The organism is Nonomuraea sp. NPDC050783 (assembly GCF_040802095.1).
Classification (GTDB): Bacteria; Actinomycetota; Actinomycetes; order Streptosporangiales; family Streptosporangiaceae; genus Nonomuraea.
In genome coordinates, this window is the sequence record NZ_JBFAHK010000003.1 from 318642 (window position 1) to 338472 (window position 19831).

Here is a 19831-nt window from a genome sequence, read left to right on the forward strand (position 1 = left end):
CATCGAGTGATTCGGACGTACATATGAGGGGGAGTGGAGTGGCGAGGGAAGTGCGCGTCTTTGCGGCAACTGTCCTCGCACTCGCCACTCTCGGGATCGGCGCCGGGCTGCTCTGGTCGGCCCTGGCGCCGCGCGCCCCCTACCAGGTCACCCGTGCCGGACTGGTGCTGGCCGACCCGTCCACCCAGGCGCTCATCGCGGCCGACGGCTGGTACGCGGTGATCACCGGCGGGCTGGGGCTGGCCTGCGGGGCGGTCGGGTGGTTCGCCGGGCGGCGGTGGATGGTGGGGGTGCTGGCCGGGCTCGGCGTGGGCGGGGTCGCGGGGGCGGCGCTGACGTACTGGGTGGGGTCCACGTTCACGATCGGGGCGGTCACGGTGGAGGCCGCGGCGGCGCCGGGGGTCAAGGTCGTGCCCGGGGCGCTGGAGCTGACCGCCAACGGCGTGTCGGTGGCCTGGCCGCTGCTCGCGGTCGGGCTGTTCGGCCTGCTGGAGGGCATGCACGGCTACCAGGACTCCCCGCTGCGCCGCCCGCTCGCCGGCGCCGGCCCCCTTCCCGGTGCTCCCTCCTCCCCTGACCGCTCCCCCGGCGGCGACGTCCGCCCGAACGGCAACACGGACGGGGGCGGCGGCGCGGACGAGGGCGGCCACACGGACAGGCGCGGCCACACGGACGAGGGCGGCGGCGCGGGCCCCGCCCGGGACGGGTAGAGGAACCGGCTCAGAGGGGCGGGCGGCGCCGGCCGTGGCCGGTGGCCTGTTCGAAGGCGCGGGCCACGCGCAGCACCTGGGCGTCGGCGAACGGCGCGCCGACGATCTGCACCCCCACCGGCAGCCCCTCCGGCGTGAACCCGGCCGGCACCGAGGCGGCCGGCGCGTGCAGCGCGCTGATCCAGTACGCCGAGCGCATCCACGTCATGTAGTCCGGCAGCCTCTCCCCGTTGATCTCGCTGACGTACGGCTGCTCGACCGGGAACGGCGGCACCTGGCTGACCGGCGCGATCAGCACGTCGTAGGTGTCGAAGAACTCCGCCATGCGCTGGTAGAGGCGGCTGCGCGCCCGCTCGGCCCGGGCCAGGTCGGCGCCGGTGACCTGGCGGCCCTGCTCGACGTTCCAGGCGGTGTTGGGGCCGAGCCGGTCGAGGTCGCCGAAGGACAGCGCGTAGTGCCAGGCCCGGTAGGTGCGGAAGGCGTCCTCGGCGTCCCAGAGGTCCAGCTCGACCTGCTCCACGTACGCCCCGAGCCGCTCGAACACGGCGGGCGCGGTGGCGGTGACGGCGGCGGTGCGCGGGTCCACCGGCAGCCCGCCCAGGTCGGGGCTCCACGCCACCCGCATCCCCCGCACGCCCTCCTCCGGCTCGGGCGCGAAGATCTCCTTGATCGCGTACGGCGAGCGCCGGTCGAACCCGGCGATGGCGCCGAACATCAGCGTGACGTCCTCGACCGTCCGCGCCATCGGCCCGAGGACCGACAGCGTGTACCAGGCGTTGACGTCGGAGATCACCGGGATCCGGCCCGGGGTGGGGCGCAGGCCCACGACGTTGCAGAACGAGGCCGGGTTGCGGAGCGAGCCGCCCATGTCGGAGCCGTCGGCCAGCGGCACCATGCCGGTGGCCAGCGCCACGGCGGCGCCGCCGCTGCTGCCGCCCGCCGACCTGGACAGGTCGTAGGGGTTCCTGGTCGCGCCGAACACCTCGTTGACCGTGTGGGAGCCGGTGCCGAACTCGGGCGTGTTGGTCTTGCCGATGCTGATCGCCCCGGCCGCGCGCAGCCGCTCGACGATCAGCTCGTCCTGGTCCGGGACGTGGTCGGCGTAGAGCGGCGAGCCGTAGGTGGTGCGGATGCCGGCGGTGTCGAGGAGGTCCTTGTGCGCGACGGGCACGCCGTGCAGCGGGCCGTCCGGCTCCCGGGCGTCGGCCGCCTTCGCCGCGTCGAGCGCCTGCTCGGCGACCAGGGTGACGATGGCGTTGACGTGCGGGTTGACCTGCTCGATGCGGTCGAGGCAGGCCCGGACGACCTCCACGGCGCTCACCTGCCCGGCCCTGATCAGGCCGGCCAGCTCGGTCGCGCTGAGGTAGTGCAGTTCGCTCACGCTGACGATCCTGCCCCACGGGGGACGGCCGGGCGACGGCGAGGGTTGCCCACCGCCGCCCCGCCACCCTGTCGAGATCAGGCGCCCCAACCGTCAGCCCTGGGCGCCGGCCTTCCGGTCAGGCGCCCCGGGCTCCGGGCTTTCGGGTCAGGCGCCCAGGCAGGCCGGGCCGAGGAGTTGCTTGAGGTCGCCCATCAGGGCCGGCGACGGGGTGACGCGGAGCCGGTCGTCGACCCGCATCACCGTCGTGCGCGGCCCGTTGTGGACCTGCAGGTGCACCTCGGACGTGCCCGGATGGGTGGTGAGGATCTCCTTCAGCCGGGTCACCACGGGCGGCGTGCAGCGGGTCAGCGGCAGGCTCACCAGCAGCGGCCCGCCGGCCTCCTGGGTGAGGTCGGGCGCGGTCACCTCCATCGCGATGATCTTGGCGATGTCCTCGCGCTTGTCGATGCGCCCCTTGACGAACACGATGGCGTCCTCGGCCAGGATCGTCGCGCACAGCTGGTAGGCCGACGGGAAGATCATCACCTCGATCGAGCCTTCGAGGTCTTCGAGCTGGGTCAGCACCCAGGTGTCGCCCTTCTTGGTGACCTTGCGCTGCACCCCGCTGAGGATGCCGCCCACCGTCACGATCTGCCCGTCGGGCCGGCTGTCGTCCTGCAGGGCCGCGATCGAGCAGTCGGCCCCGGCCGCCAGGATGTGCTCGACGCCGAACAGCGGATGGTCGGACACGTACAGGCCCAGCATCTCCCGCTCGAACTGCAGCAGCGTGGTCTTGTCCCACTCCCCCGGCGGGATCTGCACGTCGAACGTCTGGTCCTCGCCGCCGTCGATCGCGCCGAACAGGGAGTCCTGGCCGATGGCCTCGTTCTTCTTGATGTCGATGATCGCGTCCACGGCCTGCTCGTGCACCATGACCAGGCCCTTGCGCACGTGCCCGAGCGAGTCGAACGCGCCGGCCTTGACCAGCGACTCGATGACGCGCTTGTTGCACACCAGGGCGGGCACCTTGCGCAGGAAGTCCTTGAAGTCGGTGAAGCGGCCCTTCTCCTTGCGGGCGGCGATGATGCCGTCCACGACGTTGGCGCCGACGTTGCGGACGGCCGACAGGCCGAAGCGGATGTCGGTGCCGCGCGGGGTGAAGTCGAAGTCGGAGTCGTTGACGTCCGGCGGGAAGACCTTGATGCCCATGCGGCGGCACTCGTTGAGGTAGAGCGCCGACTTGTCCTTGTCGTCCTTGACCGACGACAGCAGCGCGGCCATGTAGGCGGCCGGGTGGTTGGCCTTGAGGTAGGCGGTCCAGTAGGCGACCAGGCCGTAGCCGGCGGTGTGGGCCTTGTTGAAGGCGTAGTCGGAGAAGGGCAGCAGGATGTCCCACAGGGCCTTGACGGCGGCGTCGGAGAAGCCGTTGTCCTTCATGCCCTTCTCGAAGGTCACGAACTGTTTGTCCAGCTCGGACTTCTTCTTCTTGCCCATCGCGCGCCGCAGCAGGTCGGCGCCGCCCAGCGAGTAGTTGGCGACCTTCTGGGCGATGGCCATGACCTGCTCCTGATAGACGATCAGGCCGTGGGTCGTGGACAGGATCTCCTCGAGCGGCTCCTCCAGCTCGGGGTGGATCGGGGTGATCTCCTGCTGGCCGTTCTTGCGCAGCGCGTAGTTGGTGTGCGAGTTGGCGCCCATCGGGCCGGGGCGGTAGAGGGCGAGGGCGGCGGAGATGTCCTCGAAGTTGTCGGGACGCATGAGCCGCATCAGCGAGCGCATGCCGCCGCCGTCGAGCTGGAAGATGCCGAGCGTGTCGCCCCTGGCCAGCAGCTCGTAGGCCTTGCGGTCGTCGAGCGGCAGCTTGAGCAGGTCGATCTGCTCGCCGGTGGTGGCCTCGATCATCTTCAGGCAGTCGTCGATGATCGTGAGGTTGCGCAGGCCCAGGAAGTCCATCTTCAGCAGGCCGAGCGTCTCGCAGGTCGGGTAGTCGAACTGCGTGATGATCGCGCCGTCGGAGTCGCGGCGCATGATCGGGATGTGGTCGGTCAGCACCTCGGCGGACATGATCACGCCGGCGGCGTGCACGCCGGTCTGCCGGATCAGGCCCTCCAGGCCGCGCCCGAGGTCGATCGTCGCCTTGACGTCGACGTCCTCCTCGTAGAGCTTGCGCAGCTCGCCCGCCTCGGCGTAACGCGGGTGGTCCTTGTCGAAGATGCCCGACAGCGGGATGTCCTTGCCCATGACGGCGGGCGGGAAGGCCTTGGAGACCTTGTCGCCCAGCGCGTACGGGTAGCCCAGGACGCGGCCGGCGTCCTTGATGGCGGCCTTGGCCTTGATGGTGCCGAACGTGGCGATCATGGCGACCTTGTCGGCGCCCCACTTCTCGGTGACGTACCGGATCACGTCGCCGCGCCGGCGCTCGTCGAAGTCGATGTCGACGTCGGGCATGGACACGCGCTCGGGGTTGAGGAAGCGCTCGAAGATCAGGCCGTGCGGGATCGGGTCGAGGTCGGTGATGCCCAGCGCGTACGCCACCAGCGAGCCGGCCGCCGAGCCACGCCCCGGGCCGACCCGAATGCCGTTGTTCTTGGCCCACATGATGAAGTCGGCGACCACGAGGAAGTAGCTGGGGAAGCCCATCTGGACGATGACCCGCAGCTCCTTCTCGGCCCACTCGCGGTGCTCGTCGTCGACGCCCTCGGGGAAGCGGCGCCGCAGGCCCTTCCAGACCTCCTGCCGGAAGTATTCCTCCTCGCTCATCCCGTCGGGGACGGGGAAGGTCGGCATGAGGTTCTTGTAGGTGAAGAAGCCCTCGGGATCGACCTTCTCGGCCACCAGCAGGGTGTTGCGGCAGCCCTCGGCCCACAGGTCGGAGGAGTCGACGGCGCGCATCTCGTCGGCGGTCTTGATGTAGTAGCCGGTGCCGTCGAAGCGGAAGCGGTCGGGGTCGGACAGCTGCTTGCCGGTCTGGATGCACAGGAGGGCGTCGTGGGAGGCGGCGTCGGACTCGTAGGTGTAGTGGGAGTCGTTGGTGACCAGCGGCGGGATGCCCAGCTCCTTGCTGATGCGGGTCAGCCCGTCGCGGACGCGGCGCTCGATGTCGAGGCCGTGGTCCATGATCTCCAGGAAGAAGTTGTCCTTGCCGAAGATGTCCTGGTATTTCGCGGCGGCCGCGAGCGCCTGGTCGTACTGGCCGAGGCGCAGCCGGGTCTGCACCTCGCCGGAGGGGCAGCCGGTGGTGGCCATGAGGCCGTCGGCGTGCTCGGCCAGGATCTCGGCGTCCATGCGGGCCCACTTGCGCACGAACCCCTCGGTGTAGGCGCGCGAGCTGAGCTTCATCAGGTTGTGCAGGCCCGTCTTGTTGCGGGCCCAGATCGTCATGTGGGTGTAGTAACCACCCGCCGAGACGTCGTCCTTCTTCTGGTGCGGCTCGCCCCACAGCACCGGCCGCTTGTTGTGGCGGCTCTCCGGCGCGACGTACGCCTCGATGCCGATGATCGGCTTGATGCCCGCGCCGGTCGCCTGCTTGTAGAAGTCGTAGGCGCCGTGCATGTTGCCGTGGTCGGTGATCGCGATCGCCGGCATGCCCAGGTCGCCGACCTGTTTGAACATCTGCTTCAGCCGGGCGGCGCCGTCCAGCATCGAGTATTCGGTGTGCACGTGCAGATGGACGAACGAGTCGCTGGACGACATGGAGCGGCGCCTCCCGGGTCTGCCTGATCCTGATGGTGCGCTCCGACTCTAGTGGCCCGCGCCGACAATCCGGAGCCATCCCGCGGCGATCACCGGACCGGCGCGCCGGGGGTCCGCGCGATCAGCGGCGCCGATATCGTCGTGGCCACGAAGAGTGACGGAAAGGACGCGGAGTGCGCACGGAGACCGACGAGGGATACAGGCCCGCGCTGGGCAACCGGCAGGTCCAGATGATCGCCATCGGCGGGGCGATCGGGGTGGGGCTGTTCCTCGGGGCGGGCGGCCGGTTGCAGGCCACCGGGCCCGCCCTGGTGCTGTCGTACGCCGCGGCCGGGCTGGCGGCCTTCTTCGTCATGCGGGCGCTCGGCGAGCTGGTGCTCTACCGGCCCGCGTCGGGGTCGTTCGTCGAGTACGCCGCCGAGTTCATCGGGCCGTGGGCGGCCTTCGCCAGCGGCTGGATGTACTGGGTCAACTGGGCGTTCACCGGCATCGCCGAGCTGACCGCGATCGCCGCCTACATCCATTACTGGGCGCCCGCCTTCCCCCAGGCGCTGACGGCGCTGATCGCGCTCGCCCTCGTGCTGACGGTCAACCTGCTGTCGGTGCGGCTGTTCGGGGAGATGGAGTTCTGGTTCGCGCTGCTCAAGGTGGTGGCGATCACCGCCTTCCTGGTGGTGGGGCTGGTGCTGGTGGTCTTCTCGATCGGCGGCGCCGGGGCGGGCAACCTCGTGGCGCACGGCGGGTTCGCGCCCACCGGGCTGCCGCTGGTGCTGATGAGCCTGCAGTCGGTGGTGTTCGCGTACGCCTCGATCGAGCTGGTCGGGATCGCGGCGGGCGAGACGGTGCGGCCGCGCGAGGTCCTGCCGCGGGCCATCAACGGCGTGGTGTGGCGGATCGCGATCTTCTACGTCGGGTCGGTGCTGCTGCTGGCGATGGTGCTGCCGTGGACCGCCTACCGGGCGGGGGTCTCGCCGTTCGTGACCGTCTTCTCCGGGCTCGGCGTGCCGTGGGCGGCCGACGCCATGAACCTCGTCGTGATCACGGCGGCGCTGTCGTCCTGCAACTCCGGCCTGTACGCCACCGGGCGCATCCTGCGCTCGATGGCCGTGAAGCGGGAGGCGCCGCGGTTCGCCGCCGCGCTCAGCACGCGGCACGTGCCCATGGGGGGCGTCCTGTTCACCGCCGCCATGTTCCTGGCGGGGGTGGCGCTGTTCTACTTCCTGCCGGAGCGGGCGTTCAACATCGCCACCGCGGTCGCCTCGCTCGGGGTGATCACCACCTGGGGGGTGCTGGTCTACTGCCAGACCCGGCTGCGGCAGGCGGGGCACCGCTCGGCGTTCCCCATGCCGGGCTCGCCCTACACCAACTGGCTGACGCTGGCGTTCCTGGCGCTGGTGGTGCTGCTGATGCCGTTCGCCGACCGCGATCAGCGGGTGGCGTTCTTCCTCATCCCGGCGCTGGTCGTGGCCATCGCGCTGGGATGGCTGCTGGTGCGCGGGCGGCGCGGAGGGCGGGCGGGGACGGGTTAGTCTCGATGGGGCACGAAGTCCGCCGTTCGGGGGGAGGCCGCACTGGACGCACCGGAACTGGACGCACCGGAACGGGACGCACCGGAACGAAACGTGCCGGAAACCGAGGGCGCTGTCCGAGCGGCGCCCGTCGCTGCCTCGCCCGTCGCTGCCTCGCCCGTCACTGCCTCGCCCATCACTGTCCCGTCCGTCGCTGCCCCGAAGGCCGGCGGGCCCGGGGTGGCGCGGGTCGCCGTCGCGGTGGCCCTGGGTGTCGCGTTAGCCCTGGCGTGCCTGCCCCTGGGGGTCCTGCCCAAGCTGGCCTGCGCCGTCCTCGACGCCGGTTGCCCCGACGGGGCCGCCCCGGCCGGGCGGCTGCCGGAGCGGGTCCGCCTGACGCCGTTGCAGGCGGCGCAGAGCGGCGCGTACGTCGCGCTCGGCGACTCCTACTCCTCCGGCGAGGGCGTCTACGACCTGGACCGGAAGCCGGTCAACGACGGCGCCGACCGCTGCCACCGCGCCACCGGCTCCTACGTCCCCCTGATCGCCGGCACCTACCGCTTCGCCGGCGGCACCGCCTTCTACGCCTGCAGCGGCGCCACCATCGCCCAGCTCTTCACCGGCCAGTGGGGCCAGCGGCCGCAGGTCACCCGCGTCGGCCCGGCCACGAGCCTGGTGACGTTGAGCATCGGTGGCAACGACACGGGCTTCACCCGGGTCCTGACCACCTGCATCGCCAAGCTGCCCTGGTCGTCGGCCTGCGTCGACCAGGACACCGCCGTCGGCCGCCGCATCGAGCAGCTGCGCACCGACCTGCTCAAGGTCCTGCGGGAGCTGCGCGGCCGGGCGCCCGGCGCCAGGATCGTCGTCCTCGGCTACCCGAGGCCGTTTCCCGAGGACCCGGTCTCGCCGGTCGACAACCTCGGCGTGGACGACCAGCGGTGGCTGAACGGCGTGACGCGGCGGCTCAACGACACGGTGGGGTCCGTGGTGCGCGACTTCGACCGGGCGATCGCCGCCTTCGGCGGGCCGGGCAGCGCCGAGTACGTGGACGCGTACGAGGCGTTCACCGGGCACGAGGTGGGGCGGCCGCAGCCGTACCTGAACGGGCTGGCGCTGGACACCGACCCGTTCAAGGTCAACGCCCGCAGCTACCACCCGACGGGCGACGGCTACCGGCGCTTCGCCGAACTCGTCAGCGCGCAGATCGCCGCCGGCCCCGGCCGCCCGCTCGGCAACTTCCGCCCCGTCGCTCCTTGATCACCGGCGTCCGCCAGGGCATGGCGGGCCGTCGGGGCTCACCGCCGGCGGGCGCGCTCCTCCGCCAGGTGGAGGCCGGCCTCGATGACGGCGTTCATGACGGGGGCCAGGCGGGCCTCGCCGAGGGACGGGGCGCGCAGGGCCATGCGGGCCACCAGGGCGCGCTCCCTGGCCGGGTCGCGGCCGGCGAAGCCCCCCACGGGCTTGAGGCGCTGGACGGTGCCCGCGAGGGCGGCACGCCGTTCGAGGAGGGTCGCCAGGGCGGCGTCCACCCGGTCGATGGCGGCGCGGCACTCCGGGATCGTGGCGGGCGACTCGGGCCGCAGCAGCGCCCCGACGACCGTCACGGCCTCCTGCGCCACCCGCATCGCCGCGAGCGCCTCCACCGTCCCCGGCGAGCCGGGGGAACGCGGGCCGGGAAGCGCGGGGGCGGGCGGCTCGTCCCGCGCCGGAGCGGCGCCCAGGAGGCGGGCCGGGGCGGGCGGCTCGTCCCGCACTGGGACGGCGCCCTGGAGGCGGGCAGGAGCGTGCGGCTCGTCCCGCGCCGGGACGGCGTCCAGGAGGCGGGCCGGGGCGTGGACGATGAGGCCGTCGGCGCCGGCGGCGACGGCGGCCGCCGACAGGCCGGGGTCGGCCGAGACGTCGGCCAGGACCGGCCGCCCCGACGCCGCGCGGGCCGCCCGCATCAGCCCGAGATCGAGCCGCCCGCCCTCGCACAGGATCACCCGCCCGTCGCCCTCGGACGCGCAGTAGGCGGCCAGCTCCAGCCACTCCTCCAGCGAGGCCCCGGGCCGCCGCTCGACGACGACGGGCAGTCCGAGCCCCGCCGCCGCCAGGACCAGCGGGATGTCCCGGGTCCACGCGGCTCCCACCACCACGGCGTCCGCCAGCTCGGCGATGGCCGGTAGGTCGGCGGCGGTGCGCGGCTCGGCGAGCACCGCGCCGCGGCGCCCGGCGTCCCCGCCCTTCCCGCCCTTCCCGTCCTCCCCGCCGGTGTCGGCGGAGACGGCGGGGACAGCGGCGCGCAGCACCTCGTGAGCGTCCGCCGCCGCCGGATGCGCCCGCAGGCTCACCCGGTCGCCGATCACCACGGCGGGCCCCTCGCCCACCAGCAGGCCGCCGACGGCGATCGCGTGCTGTTCCGCGTGCTGTTCCGCGTGCCGTTCCAAGGTCGATGACATGGCCGAAACCTCTCCATACGGGCCGGCCACCCTCATACGCCCTGCGCAGGGAGCCGGCGGGGGAAACGAAAAAGGCAGAGACGGGGGTGTCTCTGCCTCGTGCCGGCTCCAGGTGGTCGCTAGCTGCCGACCGGCCCTCCCGGAGCCGGCTCGGTAAACGCCTTGCGACAAGTCATATCCGCACCCTACACCCGCGTCCCACCTGCCGGATGGCGCTTCTCGCATGGCGGACTGTCCTTCGAGCGAGTCGCCGTTGATCCCTCGCTATGGGAGTATTTCTTGGCCGAGAGGGAGGGTTTGAGGCCGTTGATGTCGGATCGTAAGCAGGCGGGACGTCGCATCGCCGGCCGCTACCACCTGCAGGAAATCATCGGCAGGGGCGGGATGGGCATCGTCTGGCGGGCCCACGACGAGCTCCTCGACCGCACTGTCGCGGTCAAGGAGGTCCGGTACGCGGCCGCCTTGGGCGAAGAGGTGCAGCTCCTGAACCGGCGCACGATGCGCGAGGCGAGGGCGGCGGCCAGATTCGAGCATCCCAACGTGATCGTCGTCCACGACGTGATCGAGGAGGACGACCGTCCCTGGATCGTCATGCAGCTCGTGCAGTCGCGCTCGCTGGGGGCGGTGATCAAGCAGGAGGGGCCGCTGCCGCCCAAGCGGGTGGCCGAGATCGGCCTGGCCGTGCTCGACGCGCTGCACCGCGCGCACGAGGCGGGCGTGCTGCACCGCGACGTCAAGCCCGAGAACGTGCTGCTCGCCGACGACGGCCGGGTGGTGCTGACCGACTTCGGCATCGCCACGCTGGAGACCGAGACGCAGCTCACCGTGACGGGGCTGGCGGGCACGCCGGCGTTCATCGCCCCGGAGCGGCTGAAGGGGCTGCCCGCGCGGCGCGAGTCCGACCTGTGGTCGCTGGGCGCGACCCTCTACACGGCGGTGGAGGGCCGCTCGCCGCACGAGCGCGGCATGGCGCTGGCCACGATGCACGCCGTGCTGACCGACGAGCCCGACCCCGCCCCGCACGCCGGCCCGCTGGCCGAGGTGATCTCCGGGCTGCTGCGCAAGGAGCCGGTGCAGCGGCTGACGTACGAGGAGACCGAGCGCATGCTGCGCCAGGCCCTCGCGCAGGCCAGCCCGCGGCTCACCGCGCAGTTCCCGACCGCCGTGCCCGAGCAGGCCGCGCCGCGCAAGGCCACCGCCCCGGCCCGGCCGCGCAAGCAGCCCTATCAGCCCAAGCCGCCCGCCGAGGACGACACCCCGACCGACCCCGACCTCGCTCCCGCCCTCGCCTCCACCCCGCCCGAGACCGGCGCGCGGCTCACCCCCGTGACCGGCGGGCCGAAGCCGCCGGCCGAGTCCACCGTGGACGCGCGCGACCCGTCCCAGCGGCGGCCCGGCCCGGTCATCGCGGCGGCCCTGGCCGTCATGCTGGTCGCGGGCGTGGCCGGCTACCTCGGCCTGCGCTCGGTCCCCGGCGACGACCCCGACGACGGGGGCGCCTCCGGGGCGGCCGTGACCACCTCGGCGTCCGCCCCGCCGTCACCGAGCGGGAGCGGGGGCACGCCGTCCGCCGGCCAGTCGGCCACGCCGAGCGTGAGCACCACCCCGACGACCACCCCGACGACCACGCCCACGGCCACCGCCACCCCCACGGCCACGCCGAGCCCCACCCCGAGCGAGGACAAGACGGAGGCCACGCTGCCGAAGGGCTGGAAGTGGTACAAGGACAAGAAGATGGGCTTCACCATCGGGCTGCCTCCCGGCTGGGACGAGTGGGACCGCAACGGGCGGCAGGTCAAGTTCAAGGGGCCGGGGGCGGCGCCCAACGCGTACGTGATGGTCGAAGAGGCCGTCAAGCCGGGCAAGGACCCGTACAAGGACTGGAAGAAGCAGGAGCCCTACCTCAAGCACAACTTCGGCGGCTACAAGAAGCTCGACATCAAGCGCGTCGACTACCAGAAGTCCGCCGCCGACTGGGACTTCACCTGGAACACCAACACCGGCAAGACGCGGGTGCGCAACCGGGGCTTCCTCACCGACAACGGGCGCGCGTACGCCATCTACTGGCACACCCTCAACAGCCACTGGAAGGACGATTACCACTTCTTCGAGGGGTTCTGCGCGTCGTTCAAGCCGGCCAAGTAGGCTTCCCGCCGTGCGTGTCAGCAACCGCTACCGTCTGCTCGAACCCCTCGGCGAGGGCGGCATGGGCGTGGTGTGGCGGGCCTACGACGAGCTGCTGGACCGCACCGTCGCCATCAAGGAGGTCCGCTACGCGGGCGTCGGCGACGCCCGTCGGGCCGAGCTGAACCGCCGCACGATCAGGGAGGCCAGGGCGGCGGGCCGCCTCGACCACCCGTCGGTGGTGGTCGTCCACGACGTGGTCGAGGAGGACGGCCGGCCGTGGATCGTCATGCAGCTCGTACGCTCCCGCTCCCTGGCGCAGGTGGTGCGCGAGCAGGGGCCGCTGCCGGCCGGGCAGGTGGCGGTGATCGGCGGCCGGGTGCTGGACGCGCTGCGCGCCGCGCACGCGACCGGGGTGCTGCACCGCGACGTCAAGCCCGAGAACGTGCTGCTCGCCGACGACGGCCGGGTGGTGCTGACCGACTTCGGCATCGCCACGCTGGAGGCCGAGGCGGGGCTGACGGCGACCGGCGGGCTGGTGGGCACGCCGGCGTACATGCCGCCGGAGCGGCTCAACGGCGAGCCGGCGCGGCCGGAGTCCGACCTGTGGTCGCTGGGCGCCACCCTGTACGCGGCCGTCGAGGGCGAGCCGCCGTTCAAGCGCGAGTCGTGGCCGGCGACGGTGGCGGCGGTCCTGCGCGACCAGCCGGAGCCGCCGCGCCGGGCGGGCGCGCTGGCGCCGGTCGTCATGGGGCTGCTGCGCCGCGACCCGGCCGCCCGGATGCCGGCCGAGGAGGCCGCGCGGCTGCTGTACGAGGTCGCCACGACGCACACCCAGCCCGCCGCGCCGTTCCCGGCGGGAACCGCCGGGCCGTTCCCCGGAGGAGGGACCGGCGGGCCGTTCCCCGGAGGAAGGACCGCCGGGCCCTTGCCCGGAGGAGGGACCGGCGGGCCGTTCCCCGGAGGAGGGACTGCCGGGCCCTTGCCCGGAGGAGGGACCGACGGGCCGGCAGCCGGGGGAGGGACCGGCGGGCCGGCGGCCGGGGGGTCCCGCTCGCCGGGTGCCCCGCACACCACGGTGCCGGAGCGGCGGCGGCGCGGCAGGGCGCTGCGCGTCGGGCTGCCCGCCGCCCTGGTGGCGGCGGCGGTCCTGGGCGCGGGCGGCATGCTGCTCCACAACCGCCTGGCGGACGGCTCCTCGACGACGGCCGACACCGGGGCGGCCCCGGTCGTCACAGCCTCCGCGACCTCGGCTCCCACCAGCCCGGTCCCCACCAGCCCGGAGCCCGGGAGCCCGAGCGCGACCCCGGCGACCTCGCCCGGCGGCTCCGGCGAGCCGGACGCCACGGCACGCCCGCTCCCCGCCGGCTGGCGCACGTTCTCCAGCACGCCCGGCCGCTTCACCATCGGCCTCCCCCGGAACTGGCAGGTCAGGAAGAACCCCACGAGGGACAGCGTCTCCCTCACGGGCCCCGGCACCCCGGGGACGCTGATCGTCGAGTGGACCGTCCCCGACCAGCCGTGGCGGGACCCGAAGCGCCACTGGCTGGGCCTGGAGAAGGAGATCCTGGCCAGGAACGAGTTCCAGGGCTACACGCGCGTCGGCATCACCGGCGTCAGGTACCTTGGACGGCAGGCCGCCGACTGGGAGTTCACCCGGATGCGCTCAGGAAGCCTCATCCATGTGATCAACCGGGGGTTCCGCACCGCCGACGGCCGTCCCTTCGCCCTCTACTGGGAGACCCCCGACTCCCGCTGGGCGCGGGACCGCCACTACTTCGACGCCTTCACGAAGACCTTCCGACCGCTGTGAAAGAGCTGTGAAAGAGCAGGCGCACTTCTGGCGACATCCCGCGGTGCCGGAGACGGACCTGCTCAAGGCCCGTTACGTCACCCACCGCTTCTCCCGCCACGTCCACGACGGCTACGCCATCGGCCTGATCGTCCAGGGCGTGGAGGAGTTCGACTACCGGGGCACCACGCACCGGGCGGGCGCGGGCGAGCTGGTGCTGGTCAACCCCGAGACGGTGCACACCGGCCAGGCGGGCACGCCGGACGGCTGGTCGTACCGGATGTTGTATCCCTCGATCGAGGCGCTGGCCGCGATCGCCGCCGAGCTGGGCGCGCCCTACGCGACCCCGCACTTCCCGCGCCAGGTGGTGCGGGACGAGGCGGTGGCGGCGCTGCTGGCGCGGGCGCACCGGGCGGCCGAGCGGGGCGACGCCCTGGCCGCCTCGACGCTGAGCCGGACGATGTTCGCCCGGCTGCTGGCCCGGCACGCCGCGCCCCGGCCGGTGCGCACGCCGCCCGGCGACGGGGGGCGGGCCGTGCGGGAGGCGGTGGAGCTGCTGCACGCGAGCCTGGTGGACCCGCCCGCGCTGGAGGAACTGGCGGCGGCGGTGGGGGCGCGGCCGTTCGGGCTGCTGCGGGCGTTCAAGGAGGCGACGGGGCTGCCGCCGCACGCGTACCTGACCTCGCTGCGGGTGCGCACCGCGCGCCGCCTGCTGGAGGGCGGGATGCGGCCGGCACGGGTGGCCACCGAGGTGGGCTTCACCGACCAGGCCCACCTGACCCGGCATTTCCGACGCGTGGTCGGCGTGCCGCCGGCCGCCTACCAACGTGCCGCAGGAACGTACAAGACGGACGAATCGCCCGCCCTTTAGCCTGCCGTCCCATGAATGGAACGACACGTCGTCCCGCCGCCGTGCGGGACGGTCTGGGTGTGGGCCTGGCGGTGGGGCTGTCCGGGCTCGCCTTCGGGGCCGCGGCCGTCACCGCGGGGCTGAGCGTGCCGCAGGCGTGCGTGCTGAGCCTGCTGGCGTTCACGGGAGCCTCCCAGTTCGCGCTGACGGGAGCCGTCGGCGCGGGCGGCGATCCGCTGGCCGCCGTCGCGGGGGCGCTGCTGCTGGGCGGCCGCAACACCTTGTACGGCCTGCGCCTGGCCGACCTGCTCCAGGTACGCGGCCCGCTGCGGCTGCTGGCCGCCCAAGGCGTGATCGACGAGACCGCCGCGGTCTCCCTCGCCCAGCCCGACCGGCGGGCGGCGCGGACGGCGTTCGTGGTCACCTTCACGAGCCTCTACCTGACCTGGAACCTGACGACGCTGGCCGGCGCGTACGGCACCGCGTTCCTGGGCGATCCGGGCGCCTTCGGGCTGGACGTGGTCGGCCCGGCCGCGTTCCTCGCCATCCTGTGGCCCCGGCTGCGCGCCAGCGGCGAGCTGCGCGCCCTGGCGGCCTGCGGGGCGGCGATCGCGCTGTGCGCCACCCCGTTCCTGCCGCCCGGCGTGCCGGTGCTGCTGTCGGCTGCGGCGGTGCTGCTGGTCATGCTCCGCACGGGACGCGGAGCGGAGGTGGGGGCGCGATGACGCTGTGGTGGGCGATCGCCGCGCTGTGCGCCGGCTGCTACGCGCTGAAGCTGGCCGGGCTGGCCGCCCCGCGGCGGGTGCTGGACCATCCGACGGTACGCAGGTTCGCCGAGCTGGTGCCGGTGGCGCTGCTGGCCGCGCTGATCGCGGTGCAGGCGTTCACCGAGGAGGGCGCGCTGCGCGTCGACCCGGCGCGCACGGCGGGGCTCGTGGCGGCGGTGGTGGCGCTGCTGCTGCGCGCGCCGTTTCTCGTGGTGCTCTTCGGGGCGGCGGGAGTGACCGCGCTTGCCCGGCTGGTTCTGGGGTAGTCGCGGTGCATGTCCGATTCCGCAGCGGTGATGGTCGGCGGGCGATATCGCCTGGTCAGGACGATCGGCAAGGGCGGCATGGGCAAGGTCTGGCAGGCCCATGACGAGGTCCTGGGCCGGGACGTGGCCGTCAAGGAGGTCATGCCGCCGCCCGACCTGAGCGAGCCCGAGCGCGAGGTGTTCGCCCTGCGCACCTTCCGAGAGGCGAGGGCGGCGGGCCGGGTGGCGCACCCGGGCGTGGCCACCGTGTACGACGTACTGGAGGAGGACGGGCACCCGTGGATCGTCATGCAGCTCGTCCCGTCCCGCACGCTGGGCGAGCTGATCCGCGAGGACGGCCCGAGGTCCCCCGAGGAGACGGCCAGGATCGGCGTGCAGCTCCTGGAGGCCCTGCGCGCGGCGCACGCGGCCGGGGTGCTGCACCGCGACGTCAAGCCCGACAACGTGCTGCTCACCGAGGACGGCCGGGCCGTGCTGACCGACTTCGGCATCGCCACCACCGAGGGTGACTCCACCGTCACCAGGACCGGCGTGCTCATCGGCACGCCCGCCTTCATCGCGCCCGAGCGGGCGGCGGGCAGCCGGGCCTCGGCCGCCTCGGACCTGTGGTCGGTCGGCGTGACGCTCTACGAGGCCGTCGAGGGCCACTCCCCCTTCCAGCGGGACAATCCGCTCATCACGCTGGGCGCGGTCATGCACGCCGAGCCGGAGCCGCTGGTCCGGGCGGGCGCGCTCGCCCCCGTGCTGCACGGCCTGCTGCGCAAGAACCCGGCCCAGCGCATGACCCTGGACGAGGCCGAGCGGCGGCTGGCCGCGGTCCTCACCGGCGCCCCCGCCGAACCGCCCGGCCCGACCCCCACCATGATCATGCCCTCCGAGCCTTTGGGGGACGCGAGCGCGGCCGGGGGCTTCGCGGCCGGCGCAGCCGCGGCGGGCGGGTCACCCGCGAACGGCCCCGCCCCGGGCGTGACCCCGGCAGGCGGTTCCGCACCGAACAGGACTCCAGCGGACGGTTCCGCTCCTGGCAGCACCCCAGCGGTCGCGTTCGCCCCGGGCGGGCCCACAGCAGGCGGGCCCGTAGCAGGCGGGCCCACGGCAGGCGGGCCCGCAGCGGCCGGTCTCCCCGCCACCGGGTCCGCCCAGGACGGGACCTCCGCGAGCGCGACCCCGCCAGGCGGGCTCGCGGCAGGCGGGACCACACCGCACGTGCCCCCCGTAGGCGAGTTCCCGACCGGTGGGCCGGCAGCCGTCGGTCATCCAGCTGACGGATCTACCCCGGACAGGACCCCTGCGGGCGAGACCCCGCCAGGCGTGCTCACAGCAGGCGGGCTCGCAGCGGGCGGCGCCTTAGCGGGCGGAGCTCTGGCGGGCGAGGGCGCGGCTCCCCATCGCGCGACCCCCGCCAACGGAACCCCCTCCGACGCGGCCTCCCCCGGCACGACCTCTCTCGGCGGTGCCTCCGCCTACGCGGCCTCTCGTGGGGCCTCGCATGGGGCCTCGCATGGGGCCTCTCCTCATGGGGCCTCCGCCTACGCGACCCCCACCGACGCCGCCTCCGCCCATACAACCCCCTCCGGCGCGGCCTCCGCCTACGCGGCCTCTCCTGGGGCCTCTCCTCATGGGGTCTCCGCCTACGCGGCTTCCCCTCATGCGGCCTCCTCCGACACCGCCTCCCCCTATGCGGCGTCCAGCGGTGCGGCGGGCGTGGCAGGTACGGCGGCAGGTGGAGACGGGACCGGACCCACCGGCGGGGCCGCGGGCGCCGGGGGCGGGCGGCGGCGCGGGCTGCCGCTGGCGCTCCTCGTCGGCGGCGCGTTGCTGGTCGCCGTGCTCGTCGGCGGTGTGGCCTGGTGGTCGAGCCGCGCGAACGAGTCGGTAAGCACCCCGCCGTCCACCAAGCCCGCGGTCGCCACGCACTCCCCGTCGCGCTCCGCCTCCGAGGAGCCGTCCTCCGCCCCGCCGTCCGAGCAGTCCCGGCAGGAGGGCGTCACGTCCCCCCAGCGCACCGGGGACGCCCCGCGCCGCGGCGGCACCCCGCCCCCCACCGGGGACCAGCCCAGCGGCCGGCCGAGCCAGAAGAAGACCCCCGCCAGGACACCGGCGGAACGCCCGTCCGACCGGGGCAACTCCGGCCAGGACAACTCAGGCCGGGACGACTCCGGCCAGGGCGGCTCCGGCGCGGACAACGAGGACACCGGGAACGAGGACACCGGCAACGAGAACGCCGAGCCGGCCGCCTCCCCCGGCGCGGTCGAGGGCTCCGGCTGACGGCGAACCCCGGCACCCCGGCCCGGGTCGGACCCACGTCCAGAGCGGGGTCCGGGTCAGGCCGGGGTCAGGACTCCTCGCGGACGAGGTCGAGCGCCTTCTGCAGGTCCGCGGGATAGTCGGTGCTGAACGACATCCACTCCCCCGTCGAGGGGTGCTCGAACCCGAGCGCGACCGCGTGCAGCCACTGCCGGGTGACGCCCAGCCGGGCGGCGAGCGTGGGGTCGGCGCCGTACAGCAGGTCGCCGACGCACGGGTGGCGCAGGGCCGACATGTGGACCCGGATCTGGTGCGTACGCCCGGTCTCCAGCTTGATGTCCAGCAGCGAGGCCGCCCGGAACGCCTCGATCGTGTCGTAGTGGGTGACGGACGGCTTGCCGCCGGCCACCACCGCGAAGCGGCCGTCGCCCGACGGGTGCCGGTCGATCGGCGCGTCCACCGTGCCCCGGAACGGATCGGGGTGCCCCTGGACCAGCGCGTGGTAGCGCTTGTCCACGGTGCGCTCCTTGAAGGCGCGCTTGAGGTGGGAGTAGGCGTGCTCGCTCTTGGCCACCACCATGGCGCCGGTGGTGTTGGCGTCCAGGCGGTGGACGATGCCCTGACGCTCGGCGGCGCCGCTGGTGGCGATCGTGTGACCGGCGCCGAGCAGCCCGCCGATGACCGTGGGGCCGGTCCAGCCGACGGTCGGGTGGGCGGCCACGCCGATGGGCTTGTTGACCACGACGATGTCGTCGTCCTCGTACACGATGGTCATGCCGGGCACCGGCTCGGCCACCGGCATGGGCGTGGTGACCGGCGGCGGCAGGGTGACCTCCAGCCAGGCGCCCGCGCGTACCCGGTCGGACTTGGCGGGCTCGCGGCCGTCCACCAGCACGTCGCCGTCGCTGATCAGCTCGGCGGCCCGGGTGCGGGAGAAGCCGAACAGCCGCGACAGCGCGGCGTCCAGCCGCTCGCCCTCCAGGCCGTCGGGAACCGGCAGGCTGCGCTGCTCACTCACTGCTGCTCACTCACTCTCGCCCGCCGTCCTGCCCTCGCGGGTCCCGTCGATCTGTACGTTGCGCCAGGCCAGCAGCACCGCCAGGATGCCGCCGCAGACGATGGCCGAGTCGGCGACGTTGAAGACGGGGAAGTAGTCGATGACGGGGAAGTGGCCCGGCAGCACCTCGATGAAGTCGACCACGTGCCCCTGGAGCTGCGTCGGCCGGCCGAAGCCCGACGGGTAGCGCAGCAGCCGGTCGGTGAGGTTGCCGAGCGCGCCGCCGAGCAGCAGGCCGAGCGTGACGGCCCATGCCCTGCTGCCCAGCTTGCGCGCGGTGCGGACGATCGCCACCACGACCCCGGCGGCGACCAGCGTGAAGACGAAGGTCATCCCGGTGCCCATGCTGAACGCGGCACCGGAATTGAAGATCACCCGGAACTGCAGGACGTCCTGGATGACGACCAGCGGTGCCTCGCCCTCCAGCGCTCGCAGCGCCACCGTCTTCGTGACGAGGTCGGCCGCGTAGATCACGGCCGACAGCCCGACGAGAACGGCGAGCAGGCGACGGCGAGGTCTGCCTACCGGCGCTCCTCCTTCTGCTTGCAGGCCACGCACAGCGTCGCCCTCGGGAACGCCTGGAGGCGTTCCTTGCCGATCGGCTTGTGGCACGATTCGCACACTCCATAGGTCCCTGCGTCGATCCTGGCGATCGCACGTTCGTTCTGCGCGACCAGATCGCGCGCATTCAGGGTAAGGGCGATCTCGCGCTCGCGCTCGTACGTCTTGGCTCCGGCGTCCGCCTGGTCGTCGCCGGCCCCCTGAGTGATCTCTCCAGAGGCTATCGCGCTCTCGTGGCGGAGGATGTCCGCCTCCAGCTCGGCGATCTCCCGCTGGAGACTGCCGCGTACCTCGGCCAGCTCCTCTTCCGACCACATCGACGGTGTAGCGGTCTGCGTGACTGCCGCCATGGCTGCCTCCATTGCTGATCAAGGCCTTGAGGTGCGGGCAGCTTAGGATCCGCATAACGGAACGACAAACGACCCGCCGGGCTGTTTACCTCACCCGTACTA

15 protein-coding genes are annotated in these 19831 nt (G+C 73.3%); 9 read left to right on the plus strand and 6 right to left on the minus strand.

The features are described 5' to 3' along the window. Positions 1-50 precede the first annotated feature (50 nt). Positions 51-710, plus strand: a complete 660-nt coding sequence (locus AB0H75_RS09600) for a hypothetical protein (RefSeq protein WP_367793194.1) — start codon at positions 51-53, stop codon at positions 708-710. Positions 711-720: 10 nt separating this feature from the next. Here the strand turns inward: AB0H75_RS09600 and AB0H75_RS09605 are convergent, their stop codons facing one another. Next, a complete protein-coding gene (locus AB0H75_RS09605) occupies positions 721-2091 on the minus strand; it encodes an amidase (RefSeq protein WP_367793197.1) in 1371 nt (456 codons plus the stop codon). Positions 2092-2238: 147 nt separating this feature from the next. Next, complete coding sequence (gene dnaE / locus AB0H75_RS09610; RefSeq protein WP_367793200.1) at positions 2239-5766, minus strand: DNA polymerase III subunit alpha; 3528 nt, start codon at positions 5764-5766, stop codon at positions 2239-2241. A gap of 173 nt (positions 5767-5939) precedes the next feature. Between dnaE and AB0H75_RS09615 the strand changes: the two genes are divergently transcribed. Both AB0H75_RS09615 and AB0H75_RS09620 read left to right on the plus strand, forming a co-directional pair. Further along, complete coding sequence (locus tag AB0H75_RS09615) at positions 5940-7295, plus strand: amino acid permease (protein ID WP_367793203.1); 1356 nt, start codon at positions 5940-5942, stop codon at positions 7293-7295. A gap of 219 nt (positions 7296-7514) precedes the next feature. Next, positions 7515-8534, plus strand: a complete 1020-nt coding sequence (locus AB0H75_RS09620; RefSeq protein WP_367793205.1) for an SGNH/GDSL hydrolase family protein — start codon at positions 7515-7517, stop codon at positions 8532-8534. 38 nt (positions 8535-8572) lie between these two features. Here AB0H75_RS09620 and AB0H75_RS09625 read toward each other — a convergent pair whose 3' ends face one another. Then, the gene (locus AB0H75_RS09625; RefSeq protein WP_367793208.1) at positions 8573-9715 is read right to left on the minus strand and encodes a chorismate mutase; all 1143 of its coding nucleotides are present in this window, start codon (positions 9713-9715) and stop codon (positions 8573-8575) included. Between the two features lie 309 nt (positions 9716-10024). Here AB0H75_RS09625 and AB0H75_RS09630 point away from each other — a divergent pair, with 309 nt between their 5' ends. The 6 genes from AB0H75_RS09630 to AB0H75_RS09655 are packed head-to-tail and all read left to right on the plus strand — an operon-like array spanning position 10025 to position 17782. Next, a complete protein-coding gene (locus tag AB0H75_RS09630) occupies positions 10025-11860 on the plus strand; it encodes a protein kinase (RefSeq protein WP_367793210.1) in 1836 nt (611 codons plus the stop codon). A 10-nt stretch (positions 11861-11870) separates the two neighbouring features. Further along, a complete protein-coding gene (locus AB0H75_RS09635; RefSeq protein WP_367793213.1) occupies positions 11871-13652 on the plus strand; it encodes a serine/threonine-protein kinase in 1782 nt (593 codons plus the stop codon). A gap of 7 nt (positions 13653-13659) precedes the next feature. Beyond that, the gene (locus tag AB0H75_RS09640; RefSeq protein ID WP_367793216.1) at positions 13660-14502 is read left to right on the plus strand and encodes an AraC family ligand binding domain-containing protein; all 843 of its coding nucleotides are present in this window, start codon (positions 13660-13662) and stop codon (positions 14500-14502) included. A gap of 11 nt (positions 14503-14513) precedes the next feature. Continuing rightward, on the plus strand, positions 14514-15206 hold the full coding sequence (locus AB0H75_RS09645; RefSeq protein WP_367793219.1) for an AzlC family ABC transporter permease: 693 nt from the start codon (positions 14514-14516) through the stop codon (positions 15204-15206). Beyond that, positions 15203-15514, plus strand: a complete 312-nt coding sequence (locus tag AB0H75_RS09650; RefSeq protein ID WP_367793222.1) for an AzlD domain-containing protein — start codon at positions 15203-15205, stop codon at positions 15512-15514. The genes AB0H75_RS09645 and AB0H75_RS09650 overlap by 4 nt, the downstream gene beginning before the upstream one ends. 9 nt (positions 15515-15523) lie before the next feature. Beyond that, positions 15524-17782, plus strand: a complete 2259-nt coding sequence (locus AB0H75_RS09655) for a protein kinase (RefSeq protein ID WP_367793225.1) — start codon at positions 15524-15526, stop codon at positions 17780-17782. Between the two features lie 67 nt (positions 17783-17849). On the opposite strand, the gene AB0H75_RS09660 is transcribed toward AB0H75_RS09655, so the two are convergent. From AB0H75_RS09660 to AB0H75_RS09670, 3 genes are read right to left on the minus strand one after another with little or no spacing between them, the layout of a single operon-like run. Next, positions 17850-18779 carry an RluA family pseudouridine synthase gene (locus tag AB0H75_RS09660; RefSeq protein WP_367793228.1) on the minus strand — a complete coding sequence of 310 codons (930 nt, stop codon included), beginning with the start codon at positions 18777-18779 and terminating at the stop codon, positions 17850-17852. A 6-nt stretch (positions 18780-18785) separates the two neighbouring features. After that, the gene (gene lspA, locus AB0H75_RS09665; protein WP_367793231.1) at positions 18786-19292 is read right to left on the minus strand and encodes a signal peptidase II; all 507 of its coding nucleotides are present in this window, start codon (positions 19290-19292) and stop codon (positions 18786-18788) included. A 47-nt stretch (positions 19293-19339) separates the two neighbouring features. Then, positions 19340-19729, minus strand: coding sequence for a TraR/DksA family transcriptional regulator (locus tag AB0H75_RS09670; protein WP_367793234.1), 390 nt, complete (start codon positions 19727-19729; stop codon positions 19340-19342). Between the last annotated feature and the right edge of the window lie 102 nt (positions 19730-19831).

Excerpts from the sequence above, each read along its gene's own strand:
- AB0H75_RS09650 (WP_367793222.1), top strand. The coding sequence starts at position 15,203 with ATGACGCTGTGGTGGGCGATCGCCGCGCTGTGCGCCGGCTGCTACGCG.
- AB0H75_RS09645 (WP_367793219.1), top strand. The coding sequence starts at position 14,514 with ATGAATGGAACGACACGTCGTCCCGCCGCCGTGCGGGACGGTCTGGGT.
- AB0H75_RS09630 (WP_367793210.1), top strand. The coding sequence starts at position 10,025 with ATGTCGGATCGTAAGCAGGCGGGACGTCGCATCGCCGGCCGCTACCAC.
- dnaE (WP_367793200.1), bottom strand. The coding sequence starts at position 5,766 with ATGTCGTCCAGCGACTCGTTCGTCCATCTGCACGTGCACACCGAATAC.
- AB0H75_RS09625 (WP_367793208.1), bottom strand. The coding sequence starts at position 9,715 with ATGTCATCGACCTTGGAACGGCACGCGGAACAGCACGCGGAACAGCAC.
- AB0H75_RS09670 (WP_367793234.1), bottom strand. The coding sequence starts at position 19,729 with ATGGCGGCAGTCACGCAGACCGCTACACCGTCGATGTGGTCGGAAGAG.
- AB0H75_RS09655 (WP_367793225.1), top strand. The coding sequence starts at position 15,524 with ATGTCCGATTCCGCAGCGGTGATGGTCGGCGGGCGATATCGCCTGGTC.